Annotated in this window: 8 protein-coding genes and 1 tRNA gene; 4 read left to right on the forward strand and 5 right to left on the reverse strand. The window is 49.2% G+C overall.

Features of this window, described 5'->3' with window-relative positions; translation table 11 throughout:
• The first annotated feature begins 2 nt into the window (after positions 1-2).
• Positions 3-809: an N-acetylmuramic acid 6-phosphate etherase gene (gene murQ / locus IT233_13280; protein MCC7303607.1), complete on the forward strand. Its 807-nt coding sequence runs from the start codon at positions 3-5 to the stop codon at positions 807-809.
• A 10-nt stretch (positions 810-819) separates the two neighbouring features.
• Positions 820-2,061 carry a hypothetical protein gene (locus IT233_13285; protein MCC7303608.1) on the forward strand — a complete coding sequence of 414 codons (1,242 nt, stop codon included), beginning with the start codon at positions 820-822 and terminating at the stop codon, positions 2,059-2,061.
• Positions 2,062-2,077: 16 nt separating this feature from the next.
• On the opposite strand, the gene IT233_13290 is transcribed toward IT233_13285, so the two are convergent.
• From IT233_13290 to IT233_13305, 4 genes are all read right to left on the reverse strand, one after another.
• A complete protein-coding gene (locus IT233_13290) occupies positions 2,078-2,533 on the reverse strand; it encodes an NUDIX domain-containing protein (GenBank protein ID MCC7303609.1) in 456 nt (151 codons plus the stop codon).
• Positions 2,530-3,807: a 3-phosphoshikimate 1-carboxyvinyltransferase gene (locus IT233_13295; protein ID MCC7303610.1), complete on the reverse strand. Its 1,278-nt coding sequence runs from the start codon at positions 3,805-3,807 to the stop codon at positions 2,530-2,532. The genes IT233_13290 and IT233_13295 overlap by 4 nt, the downstream gene beginning before the upstream one ends.
• 4 nt (positions 3,808-3,811) lie before the next feature.
• Positions 3,812-4,897: a 3-dehydroquinate synthase gene (gene aroB / locus IT233_13300; protein MCC7303611.1), complete on the reverse strand. Its 1,086-nt coding sequence runs from the start codon at positions 4,895-4,897 to the stop codon at positions 3,812-3,814.
• A 136-nt stretch (positions 4,898-5,033) separates the two neighbouring features.
• The gene (locus IT233_13305) at positions 5,034-8,135 is read right to left on the reverse strand and encodes a M4 family metallopeptidase (GenBank protein ID MCC7303612.1); all 3,102 of its coding nucleotides are present in this window, start codon (positions 8,133-8,135) and stop codon (positions 5,034-5,036) included.
• 118 nt (positions 8,136-8,253) lie between these two features.
• Between IT233_13305 and IT233_13310 the strand changes: the two genes are divergently transcribed.
• Positions 8,254-10,809, forward strand: coding sequence for a hypothetical protein (locus IT233_13310; GenBank protein ID MCC7303613.1), 2,556 nt, complete (start codon positions 8,254-8,256; stop codon positions 10,807-10,809).
• Here the strand turns inward: IT233_13310 and IT233_13315 are convergent.
• Positions 10,806-14,576: a gliding motility-associated C-terminal domain-containing protein gene (locus IT233_13315; GenBank protein ID MCC7303614.1), complete on the reverse strand. Its 3,771-nt coding sequence runs from the start codon at positions 14,574-14,576 to the stop codon at positions 10,806-10,808. The genes IT233_13310 and IT233_13315 overlap by 4 nt on opposite strands.
• A 179-nt stretch (positions 14,577-14,755) precedes the next feature.
• On the opposite strand from IT233_13315, the gene IT233_13320 reads away from it, so the two are divergent.
• Positions 14,756-14,837: transfer RNA gene (locus IT233_13320), tRNA-Leu, on the forward strand.
• Positions 14,838-14,867: the final 30 nt, after the last annotated feature.

The raw sequence follows: 14,867 nt of genomic DNA on the forward strand, positions 1-14,867 counted from the left end.
GGTTGAAAAAGATCACTGAAGCCGACTCCCGCTACCGCTCACTGGAAAAAATGCCGGTCAGAAAATTGCTGGAGGGAATCAATCGTGAAGATCACAGGGTGGCTGCCGCCATCAAAAAAACCATTCCCGAAATTGAGCGGCTGGTGAACGCCATACTTCCCCGGATAAAAAAAGGAGGACGGATTTTCTACATCGGCGCCGGAACAAGCGGCCGGCTGGGGATTGTAGACGCTTCTGAATGCCCGCCTACCTACGGCGTTGACCACGGGATGATTATCGGACTAATCGCCGGAGGCGACCGCGCGATCCGTAAAGCCGTGGAATTTGCAGAGGATGATGAGAGCGGCGCCTGGAAAGATCTCAGCAAACATAAGATTGGTAAAAATGATACCGTGATCGGTATCGCTGCTTCCGGAAGCACACCCTACGTAACAGGAGGACTCCGAATGGCAAGGGAGCGGAAAATTCTTACCGGATGCATCACCTGCAATCCCGGCAGCCCCGTAACCCTCTACGCTCACCATGCCATTGTTGCAGTGGTTGGACCTGAATTTGTTACGGGGAGTACGCGGATGAAATCAGGCACTGCACAGAAAATGATACTGAACATGATATCCACAGCGGTAATGATCCGGTTGGGAAGGGTAAGCGGGAATAAAATGGTTGATATGCAGCTCAGTAATAATAAGCTCATTGCCAGGGGAGTCCGGATGATAAGCGAAAAAACCGGCGCCGGAGAAAAACTGGCAAAGAAATTGCTTTTACAATGGGGCTCTGTCCGAAAAGTTCTTGAAAAACATAAAAAATAAAATCCATCCTATGAAAACCCCGACAATTATTCTTGCCCTCCTTCTTTCATGCACATTTGCGTTGGCGCAAAACATTGATTACGCCGGAGTGAGTGTACAGTACACAAAATTACCCCTGAAACCGCTGGACAAAACTGTCAAAAACTATCAGGCACAGGTAAGCATGGAATACCTTCAGACCATTGAACTGAAGAAGCTGGAGTATAAAAAGAAACTTGCCCAGGCCGACTCGGTGTACGCCTTTCAACAGAAACAATACGACGAACAACTGAAAACCGCAGCTCTAAAATTTCAGATGGAAATGACTGCCTGGAACAAGCTCACCCCGCAGCAGCAGGCAGTAACGCCAAAACCTCAGATGCCGCTTATTGAACAACCGGTCAAACAGGTTCCGATGGAGGAAAAATATGAGAAGACTTATAATACCGAATTACTGGCCAGCACACACCTTAACCTGGAAGGTTTTAACCGGCTGCCGGACAATTCCGTAAAAATATGGGTCGGTTTGATGGGATTTGAGAATGAAGAGCCGCGGCTGAGTACAAGAACCGAACAGCAGAAGAAAGACAACCAGACCATCAGCATCACCAAATATTTCTACACGTTTAATTACCGTCACCAGATGAAACTCAAAGTCAGCTTGCCGAACGGATCGGTGGTGAAGGAGGAATTATTTGCACCTACGCTGGTGTACCGCCCGTACAACACACAGGAGTTTAACTCTCAGCAGGAGGCCGAAGCCTGGTGGATCCTGAATAAAGACGCGGAAATCCAGCGTTCCCAGGAACGTATTGTGAACGAAAATCTGAAACAGATCAATGATCAGCTTAATGATGATCATGGCTATCGTAAAACTTCACGCGGCTTCAGTGTGATCTGGGTGAATGAGAAGAAAAATTATCAGGATTTCCGCGATGCACTCACGTATGCAAAGAATGCCTATGCCATTATCGGTAACCCCGGGAGTTTTCAGAATGCTACTGAAGAGTTGTTAAAAGCCATTGAACTTTGGGAAAAAGCCCTTACCGAATCCAATACCTCCAGTCGTAAGGCACGGGTGAACGAAGCGGTAACAGAACTGCTACTGCTGAACCTGGCCGAAGCGTATGCCTGGCTGAACAACTTTGATAAAGCCCAGCAGTATCATTCCCAGGTGATGACTTATAAGCTCAATGCTAAAAAGAAAAGCGCGGCAGCATCGGTATCCGCTTTCATCGGCGAGCAAAGAAAACGGGCGGAGGCGAATAAATAGAAGCAAAGGCCGGCGCTTACCTGAGTAACTCTGCGACTTTTTTATCAATGGGAAAAGTAAATATCCCGGGGATAACTGCGTCTCTTTTAAGCCATCTCAGCACAAAAGCGCCTTCCTTGCGTTCCACAAAATCAAAGGGTTTTACTGCCGCCGTAAAACGCGGCTCCTGCAGCATCTTCACCTCATAATAAATACTGATCACCTGATTATTCCCAAACGCTGATTGCACAAAGAAATCGGTGGTATATACATGGCGGATTACCTGTACATCATTACCCGTCTCCTCTCTGAACTCACGCACAATGCAATCCGCAGGTCCTTCCCCGTACTCCAGTCCACCCCCCGGAAATTTTGTGATCTCCCTTCCCTTGATCAACTCATCGGCTATCAGCAATTCTTTCTTCTCGTTGAAACAGATCCCGTAAACGCGAACATTGAAAGGGTACTTGTTATCCGGAAAGTTGGAAGTCATTTGATCTCTTCAATGCCGAAACCCATCGTTCGCATATCGTTCCAGAAACCGGGATAAGATTTACTAACTACTTCAGGATTTCTTATGGAAACACTTCCCAATTTCATGGCCAGCGTGGCAAAAGCCATAGCCATCCGGTGATCATCGTACGTATCAATTGGTTCACTGATTGCCTCGCTGATGCCTTTGTGATCATCAAACAGTGCGGCGTCGTCGCTTTTGATCTGAAAGTCGATTCCAAATTTCCGTAACTCGGCCTGCAATGCAGCAGCCCGGTCTGTTTCCTTGATCTTCAATGTTCTGAGTCCGCGGCATAAGGCAGGAATACCCTTCGCGGTGGCTACCACCGCCATTGTTTGCGCTATATCCGGACAATCAATGAAATCAAACCCGAAGCGGTCTGCGTTCACAGGGATGCGGTTAAGACGTATACCACCCTCGGGAAGAAACTGGGTGCTGACACCGAAAAACTGAAACAGATGGGGAAGAATGCTATCACCCTGCAGTCTCCCTTCCTTCAATCCCAGCAAGGTGATATCCGCCTCCTCTGCAAATGAAGCGATGGCATACCAATACGAGGCCGCACTCCAATCTGCTTCGATCTCATATTCAGAGATCGTTCCTTCCTCGTTGAACGGATAATATTTCTGGGGACTCACCGAAAGCACGTTTTCGTGCCAGTTCCCGAACACACCAAAACGCTCCATCAACTTAAGGGTCATATTAATGTAAGGCCTGCTGGCCACCTCTCCTTCAAAATGTATCACCAAACCTACCGGTAAAACGGGCGCTATCATTAGCAATGCTGAAATGTATTGACTGCTGATACTTCCATTCACCGTTACCGCGCCGCCCCTGAGGTCAGCTCCTGTGATACGGATGGGAGGATATCCCTCCTTTTCCAGACACTCTATTTTTGCTCCCAGCTCCTGCAGTGCCCTGATAAGCACCGCGAGCGGTCGTTTATGCATTCGCTCGGATCCGTGTAATTCACGAATACCCTGCACTACCGAAAAATAGGCGGTAAGAAAGCGCATGGTAGTTCCGGCCGCACCCACATCATATATCCTCTCCCCCCCGGGAAGTGCAGCGCCGTCGGTGGTCAGGATATGAAGCAGCACCTGAGTGTCCTGCGATTCAGAAAGATTATGAATGGTGAAAGGAGGTTGACAAAACTGGCGGATGATAAGCGCACGGTTACTCTCGCTCTTGGAAGCCGGCAAGGTAAACGTGCCTTTGATAATCTTACTTTCTCTGCTTATCCTGTATACCATCAGCTCAAACGCCCAACGTGTCGCGGTAATAACGGAAGGATTCTTTGACCATGGCAGCAGTGCATTTTACATCTGCCACCGGATTTCCGATCTCCTTCAGAAGCACGAAACGGTACTGACCGTCAACATTCTTTTTATCGTGCAGCATAAGCTCCAACACCCTGTGCTCATCAAATTTATTGAAATTCCGCAACTTATAAATGCCTGATATCCTGTCTGTTATAAAACTCAGACTTTTCCTGTCCAGGCCGGTTCTTCGACTGGAGATGTATGCGGCACAAATCATACCGGCCGCTACTGCTTCACCGTGGAGCAATTCTGCGGTATCGGATTCCAGCGAAAAGCTTTCAAGGGCATGTCCGACCGTATGTCCGAAATTGAGAAACTTCCGCGGACCCTGCTCTTTGGGATCCTTTTTTACGACCGCTGCTTTAATCTGAACAGAACGGCGTATGGTTGTTTCGTCCAGGCTTCCGAGCGGATCCGAAGACGAACATGTATTGAAATATTCTGCGTCTGCAATAAGTCCGTGTTTGAGGATTTCTGCATATCCAGAAAGGATCTGCCGGTGCGGTAATGTGGAAAGATAAGATGAATCGATCAGCACCATTGCAGGATCGCGAAATGTACCCACGAGATTTTTGAGCGGACCCAGGTCGATCCCGAGCTTTCCTCCCACGGACGCATCCACCTGAGCAAGGAGCGTGGTAGGAACCTGGATAAAATCAATTCCGCGCATATAGGTTGAAGCAACAAAGCCTCCCATATCCCCGATCACACCTCCACCGAGATTGATCAGCAATGATTTGCGATCGGCACCCATGTCCGAAAGCGTGTGCCACAACTGACGGGTAATATCAATGTTCTTATTTTTCTCTCCACTTCCGATTTCAATGAATTCGGCACCTGCAATGGCCGGAAGATGAGCGATGAATCGCGGAAGACAGTGATCGTGACTGTTTTCATCGAGCAATAAAAATATCCTCGAGTATTTTTTACTTCGTAATACTTGTTTTAGAAGGGAATATCCCGTTTTCCCGAATCCAACGGAATAAGTACCCGTTCTGATCCATTTCGTACCTGAAGCCATGAGACAAAGTAACGAACATCCCGGCAGGATAGCGAATATTCCCGTGAATTCTCATTCCCTTTTCTCCGGGCAGGAAAGGAAACAGCAAACCCCGGCCATAAGGCGCGGGGCTTGCTGTAGTGTATATTATTACCTGTTACCTGACGATCTCAACACGTCGTGTAGTAACACCAGTGGGTGTTGCAATGCTGAGAAGATATATCCCTGCCGGAACCGCACTTACATCCCAGCCGAGGTGATTCATGCCCTTTACCAGTTCATGAACCTCCCCGAGCACAGTCTGTCCGATCGCATTGAATAAAGAAAGTGCAATGGTTGTTTCCGTGTTCAGTTGAAGGTCCATCTGAATGAATCCATTGTTGGGATTGGGATAGAAATTCCAGGCGGCCACTTCTCCGGCTTCATTTAGCCCGAGGCAACTATTTACGGTGATGGTTTGTGTAGCGGTTCCGCTGCAGTTATTCGTATCTGTATAGGTGTAAGTGATCGTATGTGTACCAATTCCTGCAGCAGCCGGATTAAACTGTCCGCTGCTCACGCCCGGGCCGCTGTACGTTCCGCCGGAAGGAGTTCCGCCGGTGAGTACAAATGCCGGAGCGGTACTGCAAACAGTGCTCAGCGGAGCAAAGGTTACGTTAGGTCCTCCGATGATGGCCGTTACCGGTGTACGGGGTGAGGTACAAGGTTGTGGGGCAATCGTCCAGTCGTAGAAATAATAATAATATCCACCGCCGGCTGAGGCACCGGTTATACTGACAAGTCCGCTCAGTGTATAAGGGTAAGTTGCTCCGGCGTTGTTCCTGTAAAGGTTCATATTTGTACCGCCCAGCCGGTATCCGGTTCCCGGGTTAAGCGGTATGTTGAGGTTGACCGTGGAATTACCGTTTGGTATATTCACAACATAGGTATTGATCACATTTCCGGCATTATCCCACAGCGTGATTGTCCTGTTACCCGCTGTACTCGAATAAACATATGCTGATAGAAGCGTACAGGGCTGCAACACATTAAAAATCTCATATTGCGGCGTACCGCTGTTGTGGTTTCCGCCTCCGCCGAAGGTGTTATTCAGCGGTCCAACGTTTCCGTTTGGCTGACTCACCTGATTCTCCACGTAGTAAGTTGTAGTTGAACTTAACGAAGGGGTGGTATAGGAGGTGCCGCTATTAACCGGTGTGCCGGCCGTTGGAACCGTATACCAAACCATGGTTCCTGAACCGGTAGCATTCAGGGTAACAGAAGCAGGCGAGGTGCAGCTTACTGCGCCGGTTGTTAGCGGTGCAGCCGGAGGATTAACATTAATATAGGAAGTTTGGGTAGTGGCGGAAGATCCGCAACCACCGGTCACACTCAATTGCACCGTGTAAACGCCGGGTGCGGTATAGGTATGCGAGGGTGTCCAGGAATTGCTTGTTCCTGAATCTCCGAAATCCCAGGAAGCCTGATTGGCATTCTGGGAAGTATTTGAGAAGTTAATCGTAACCGGCACTGTACAGGAAGTGGTTGTACTTGCAGAAAAAGCGGAAGTTACCGTGGGGGTGGTCCATGCATTTCCGACATTGCAGGCAAACCAGGCATTGGTTGTTGAGATGTGCTGCTGGGAACAGGAACCGAATAGATCCTGTGCCGACTGAATAGCAAACGTTCTGGCATCGGCATACTGGGAAGTGGAGACAAGGTATACGGCATTGTTCCTGTAGGCGATCTGGCGGGCATCGTTCATCCCAATACCAGTGACGTTATAATTATCTCCCACCTCGTTGGTGCCTGTTCCGCCTGTTGTAAGCAGGTAGTACCAGAAATTTTGCACCCCTGAGTTCGTATGAACCCCTCCGTTATCTGCGCTGCCTGTATACCAGTTCGTTCCCTGATAACAATCCGGATCTCCGTAGGCATTTGGGTTACTCATGCTTCGCAGTGCACCGGGTTGAGTATACACAATCTCCGACCCGATCAACCAGTCGCAGTCGCTCGGCTTTTTCCAAAACTCAATGGTGGTACCGAAGATATCCGAAAACGACTCATTCAAGGCGCCGGACTCATAAGAATAGTCCAGGTTAGATGAAAATTCAGTCACACCGTGCGTAAACTCATGCCCACAAACATCAATGGCGGTGAGCGGAGTAAATCCTCCGGGGGCATTGGATCCGTCTCCGTAGGTCATTTCTGATCCGTTCCAAAATGCATTGTTATAATTCGTGGAATAATGAACATACGAACGCATCAGCATTCCGTTATTATCCAAACCGTTCCGGTTGTGTATCTGTACATAATAGTCGTAGGTTGACTCCGCCCCCCAATGCGCATCGAATGCCGCATCATCCATATTCGTAGTGGTTGTCCAGTTATTATCGGTATCCGTAAAGTCGACCGCGTTACCGTAATTGGTTCCGTTATTCAGGTCGTAGGTTTCAACACCTAATCCTCTGCCGGTTTCACGCAGGCGATAGGCGCTCGGACCTGTCTGATCTGCCACAATATTCTGCGTTCCGCTGTAGCGGGTGTTAGCCGTTCCGTTAACATCAGCATGACAAATACGGTCGAGTTCATAAATAATATCGCCGCTTACCGCATCCACAAATATCCAGCGCCGGCTCATCGGTTCATGCGCGTAAATATCGAAGCGGTAGGCCAGCCGCATATCCCGCTTAGTGTAATCTCCCTTCACTGCGATATACTCCAGCGTAGCTTTCGGAAAGTAGGATGCACTGGCATCTTTTTTTACCATTTTGATAAAATTCTCCTCCGACTCCACCTGCCATTTATAACTATCCGCACCAATGTATTCGAGCGCCTTCTGTAGTGCCGCGGTCTCCGGGATTCCCGGTGTTCCGGCCGCCTGAATATTTTCAATAAAAAATCCATTCATAGAAACCACCTGGCCGTTGCGGCTGTGAAGGATATAGATTCCATCCTTTACTTTATATCCCTTATGATACTGCTGGTACCTGTAATGCTGGTACCCCAGATGATCTTCCTCCACACGGATCAGTTGCAACTGATCATCGGAAGATATTTTCAGCAGACTGGCGGCCCGGGTGAAAGCGTTTTCCACATTGATTTCTGCACCGGGGCTCATCACAATAAAGGAGGGCACCGTGGAGAAATTGTTATACCAGTGGGAACGGCTGCCTGGCATTTGTTGCTCGGCATCTCCTCCTGATACTGTTCGCTCTTCTGAGAATACGCAAAGAGCAAAAACAGAAAAGGTCAAAGTAAGGGATAGATTCCTGGTCATGGTTCTTGGTTTGGTTCCGCAATATAAGAAGGGGCTGATGCAATGTCAATATTATATCGACGAAAGCAGCTATTTTTTCGACGAATTGTTTTTCTGTGCTTTGATTATATTTGAGCGTATGAGTGTCCGTCACTTATTGTTCTTCTCTGTAATGCTGCTCTCCGGATATATAAATGCCTTGGACCATGGGTTCATTGCCAATGCAGGTCAGGTCAGAGACCAACAGGGATTTCCCAACCCTTCTGCTTTATACATACTCCCATTGAAGGGCATGAACATCGTTTTAAAGAGTAACGGATTTGATTACGAAATTTATCAGACTGGATGGGAAGGAGGCTACACAGGGAAAGCTGATCCGGGGCGACTGAAGGATATCCAAACATCAGTTCATCGCGTAGAAATCCGGTTTGCCGGCATGAATAGCTCCATTTCTCCGGAACCGGAGGGGAAGCAGGACTTTTACCTCAACTATTACAACGAACTGGGCAACTTTTCATACGTTCCGGTTTACAGGAAAATTATTTACCGGAACATCTATCCTTTTACTGACATTGTTTTCATGTATGATGAAAAGGCCGGGGGGTTTAAGTATGATATTCATCTCCGCCCCGGTGCTGATCCCAACCGGCTCCGCTTCGTCATCCGCGGTGCCGGAGATATCCGACTGAAAGCGGAGGTGCTAGAAGTAAATACACCGGCAGGGGCCGTTAATGAGCATATTCCAAACAGCTATTTCACCAACGCTCCGGAGCTTCCTGTACCTGTTTCTTACCGGCTATCGGGAGATACACTTCACTACCGCTGTCCTGATATAATCAATCAAACGCTTGTGATAGACCCGGCTTCCAGGCGCCTTTGGGGAACATATTACGGAGATGCCGGGGTGGAGTACGGGCAAGATGTGACTACGGATATTTCCGGCAACTCTTACCTGACCGGTTATACATTATCCAATACGAACATCGCCACAACAGGGGCCTACCAAACCACACTGGCCGGGAGCTTCGACGCATTTATTGTAAAATTCAACGCTGCAGGTGTTCGGCAGTGGGGGACTTATTTTGGAGGCAACAGTGTGGAGGCATCTTATGCGATCACCATTTCCAACACCGGTGCTATCTACATCGCCGGCGATTCCTTTTCCACTTCGGGGGTTGCAAGCACCGGTGCCCACCAGACAGTGTACGGAGGCGGCATTGACGATGCGTTTCTGGCCCGGTTCGACGCGAACGGTCAGCGCATATGGAGCACCTATTATGGAGGAATACTGCATGATATTTCCTATACGCTCACTACCGATCCGAACGGAAACGCAATTCTTGGAGGTCATTCCGAGAGTCCGAACGACATCGCTACAACCGGAAGTTTTATGGACACCTACGCCGGCGGCTTTGATATTTTTATCGTAAAATTCGATCCGAACGGCGTGCGTCTGTGGGGAAGCTATTACGGAGATTTCGCGGACGAAGAATCCTGGGCCGTTGCATGCGATAATGCGGGCAACATTTATTGCACGGGATTTACTGCTTCAAACTCCAATTTCTCCACCACAGGTATTCACCAACCGGTTCACGGGGGCGGCACCAATGATGCTTATCTGTTTAAAATGAATTCCTCCGGTACATCTGTTTCATGGTGTACTTATTATGGTGGCAGCGGGCTTGAGGTAGGTACGGGAATTGTTGTCTTTCCCGGCAATGAGATTCTCCTCTGCGGAAATACTGCCAGCCCGAATGGAATTGCCTCCAATGCAGCCTATCAGCTGTTGCCCGGTAGCGCAGACGATGCCTTTCTCGTTCGCTTTGATCCGGCAGGCAACAGAGTATGGGGAACCTATTTCGGAGGAAATGATGTGGACTATTTCGACGGCATGGTAAGAGACATTGCGGGAAATATCCTGCTTTGTGGTTCTACTCTCAGTACGAATCAGATCGCTACACCGGGAGCATGGCAGGCTGCACTGAATACAATTAACAACTACGATGCAATGCTTGTACGGTTCTCTTTAAACGGACAATTCCTCGCCGGCACTTATTACGGCGGGAGTTCAAACGACAACGGTTACGGTATTGGTACGGATGGAAACGGCGCTGTCTATATTGCGGGAACCACCACAAGTGCTGACAGCATTGCGAGTACCGGCTCACACATGAGTGCTTACTCCGGTGTACAAGATGCTTTTCTTGCCCGCTTCTGCATGCTACCTGTTCCGGAGATCACTCCTTCCGGCACTACCCTTATCTGTGTAGGTGACAGCATCTCGCTAAGTGCCAACAATGGTCCGTATTCCTACCTTTGGAACAGCGGCAGCACAACTGTTACACTTCCGGTAGATGACACTACCTCTGCAGGAACTTATCTTTTTTATTATGCGCTTTCAGATCCACTCGGGTGTGTTGCCTGGTCCGACACAGCCACCATTATTGTTGACTACTGCAGCGCAGTGGAGGAATTTAACACGTGTGAAACAAAAACCGGAGAGGGAATGCACCTTATTTTCTGCGAACCTGCTGAACGCACCATTCTTCTGTTTAATGCGGGAGGCCAACTACTTGGATCCTTTCTCTGTACGGACAACTACTTTAGTTTCCCCGAACATCACCCGGCAGGGATCTACCTCCTGCAAATCACTGAAGAGAAGCAGTGCCGCACTCTAAAAGTACTGGTGCGCTAGCGAATCACGGAAACGTGACCTACGAATTTGTGCTTCTGACCTTTATAGTCATGGATATTTACCCTCCAGACATATACATCTTCCTGCACCAGCTCTCCCTTCCCACCTTGTACTTTACCGTCCCAGGGTTTATTCCAAATTTGTGAGTAGAAAATCACCTTTCCCCACCTGTCGAAAATCCACAATTCATAGGTGTCTCTGTCCCACCCTTCTCCAACCGGGAGGAATCCATCATTTGTACCATTACCATCCGGTGTAAATGCGTTGGGGGCATAGAACGTAAAGTCAGGTTCAACTTTGATACAGTGGGTAATGGAATCCCGGCATCCCTGAACAGAAGTCACGATTTGCTGAATACAATACGTGCCGGTATCAGTGTATAAATGACAGGGATTCGGAAGGGTAGAAGTATTATTATTGTCATTGGGCGCTCCGAAATCCCACAAATAAGTGGAGGCGTTAACAGCAGTGCTGGAAAAACACACTTCCGGATTCAGAATTGAAACAGAAGACGCAGATGGAGTGAATCCTGCGATCGGATCAGTAAGCACCGTTACGCTGGAAACAGTGGCTGCGCCTACACATCCGTTATTATCAGTAACAGTCAGAACTACATCGTAGGTTCCCGGAACAGCCCAGCATATCTGTCCGGTTGTTGAACCGGTAGCCGATGCCGGAGTTCCACCTGAGAAATTCCAGCTCCATGCCGTTGCATTCGGAGTCAGATCTGTAAACGATGTGCAAAAAGGTGCGCATCCCGAGTCCGGTGGAAAGCTGACAGGCACAGGAAGCGGGTTAACTGTAAGCGTCACCGTTGCAGTAGCCGTTGGGGTGTTGCAGTTATCACTCACCACCACCGTATAGGTGGTAGTACTCGTAGGACTTACTGACACAGGATTTCCAGTCTGGTTGATGGGAAGCCACTGGTAACTGTATCCCGTTCCGCTTCCTCCGCTTCCCATAGCAGTGAGACTGGCGGAGGAGCCTATACAAATGGGATTGGGTGCCACAGATGCGCTGACAGAAAGGGGTGCGTTAACGGATACTGTTGCCGTTTGCGGTCCTGCCGTGCAACCGTTCGCATCCGTTACTGTTACCGTATAAGATGTAGTAACCGTTGGACAAACTGTAGGACCTGCCGGACTCCACACCACTGTGTAAGCCGGCGTACCTCCGGTGACTGTAGAGGTAAGTGTAACACATTGTCCTATGCAAATGGTTGCAGGGTTCGAAGTGGATATGGTCAGCTGTGGTGGTTGAGTGATAATGCATGTAGCAGTAGAGATACAGCCTGAAGCATCCGTAACTGTTACAGAATAGGTGCCCGCGCACAATCCGGTTGCGGTTTGTGCATTTCCGCCGCTCGGGGCCCACGCATAAGAATACGGACCAATCCCTCCTGTGGCCTGTGCATCCGCGGTTCCGGTACAAAGTCCGAAGCACAAGGGGTTAACGGTAGTAGGGATGCTTGCAATAACGCCCGGTGCTAACGGCACAGTAGCGCAAACACTCATCGTACAACCATTGGCATCTGTGATAGTAACACAATACTGTCCGGGAGTCAGATTGGTGGCACAGGCCGCGGTCTGACCCGATGGCGACCAGAGATAAGTATAAGGACCCACACCGCCGGTGGCATTCACACATGCCCCTCCGTCCGGAAGATTACAATGGGAAGTATCCACCGTAGTAGTGGCTGCGAGTGGCGCCGGCTGGGAAACAATTGCGGTATCCGTGATGGTACAGCCGTTCGCATCGGTAACAATGATCGTATAAGTACCCGCACATAATCCGGTTGCGGAAGCATTTGTTCCACCGGATGGTGTCCAGTTGTAAGTGTATGGAAGAGTGCCGCCTGCCGGAATAGTAACAGCCTGACCGTTACAGGAACCATTGCATAGCGCTGCAAAACCGGCAGTCGTAATTGAGAGTGCTGTTGGTTGAGTTATCACAACCGTGGCAGAAGCTGTGCATCCATTCGCATCGGTAACCGTAACAGTATATGTTCCGGCCGTAAGCCCTGTTGCGTTTTGTCCGTTTCCTCCTGAGGGGGTCCAGGCGTAGGTATAACCGGGTGTACCACCTGAAGGCGTTGACGATGCACTTCCATTATTCCCGCCGAAACAATTTACGTTACCTGTATTGGCTGCGGTTAGCGTCAACTGTGGCGGTTGGGAAATAGTAATTGTTGTGCTGGTGACACATCCGTTTGCATCGGTTACTGTTACTGTATAATTGCCGGCGGTGAGACCTGTGGCATTTGCCGTATTCCCTCCGGACGGTGACCACAAATAAGTGTAAGCCGGTGTTCCCCCTGTTACAGTCACTGAAGCTGATCCGTTGTTACCACCGAAACAACTCACGTTGGCGGAGGCCGAAATAACCGAGGACGGCGCCCCGGCTGAAGGAACGGTTACGTTTGCTGAAATGGTACATCCATTTGCATCCGTAACGATGACCGTGTAGTTGCCGGCCATTAGACCTGTGGCGCTTGCGTTTGTACCACCGGAAGGTGACCAGAGATAAGAATATGCAGGAGTGCCTCCGGATACTGTGACACTGGCCGAACCGTTGGGTTGTCCGCAGGTACTTTGCTGGAAGGAAGTGCTCGCCGAAAGTGCGGTTGGTTGCGTGATCGTAAACACTGCTGTGGATGTACAATTCGTAGAGTTAGTAATGGTTACAGTATAATTTCCGGCACATAGTCCGGTAGCCGTTGGACCATTACCTCCCGAAGGCGTCCATACATAGGTGAATGGCGGACCGCCTGATGCATTCACCGTGGCTGTTCCAGTGCATTGTCCGTTACAAAGAATATTTGTCTGTGATTGTGTAGAACTGGGGGGCGGACTTACAGTAACACAAACCGGGTTCGACACAACGGAACCGCAACCTGTGACCACAGCCTGAAAACATGTACTTGTCATCAGAGGGCCGGTTACATAAGGTGTGGTAGTGGCCGAAGGAATATTGGTCCATGGTCCTGTTGAAGTCGGTCCTGACTGCCATTGAATGGTTCCGGTGTAGCCTGTCAGCGTCAAAGTTACAGGCGTTCCTGCACAGATAGGATTCGGAGTTACTGAAGCGGTGCCTGCCACCGGAGGAACTGCCGTGGTGATGGTGATGGTGTTGGAAGCCGTCCAGCATCCGAGCGGACCGCCGGTAACCACACAGGTATAAGTTGTGGTAGCAGTTGGAGAAGCAACGGGATTCGCAATCGCAGGATTACTCAGCGATGCGGAAGGAGTCCAGGAATACGTAGGCGTAGAACCTCCGCAGGAATTATTAATGGTGCAGTTAAGCTGGGAAGTTTGTGGTGTACATATTGAGGTAGGACTACCAGAAAGTGTGATCGTAGGCTGAACAAAGGTGCCCGGTGTTGTGAATGTGAACGTTGCCGTCCACCCGCTGAAGGTAGCAGCCGGCCACATCTCGCGTGCCCGGAATTTATACACTGTACCAGGACAAAGCGTTGAAATATTTATAGACTGTTGAGGTAATGCCCAGGGAGTTGTTGTTTTTGTGTACGCAGCGGTAGTAAAAAATGGTCCAACGCCGGTAAAGTTCCCCGTATTACATACAATTTCTACCTGAATGTTGTAGGTACAATTGTATATCGTGTTGCTGGACCAGTTCAGCAGCAGGTTGGGTCCGGAAATGCTTTGACTCAGTAGAGTCGGTACATTGAGGGGTGAACAAGCCTCTGCTGTACGGCTCGAGAATAAAAAAATAATGCTCAGCAGACCTAATACGATACTCTTCCTCATCTTTGGAACAATTAAGGACTCCTTGTATGTCAGACCCGTAAACTTCCTCAGCGGTTGCAGGGCAATAGAGAATGATAATAAAATTAAATGGCACCAAATAAATATATTTATTTGATTATCAATAAATTATAAATACGCAGATCGTTGGTGAGCCAATGCAGGTTACTTTTGACACTTCTGCGGGCGTGGTGAAATTGGTAGACATACCAGACTTAGGATCTGGCGCCGCAAGGCATGGGGGTTCGAGTCCCTCCGCCCGCACAATAAATATATCCGACGAGAAGCATAAAC

The organism is Bacteroidia bacterium, assembly GCA_020852255.1.
Taxonomy (GTDB): Bacteria; Bacteroidota; Bacteroidia; order JADZBD01; family JADZBD01; genus JADZBD01.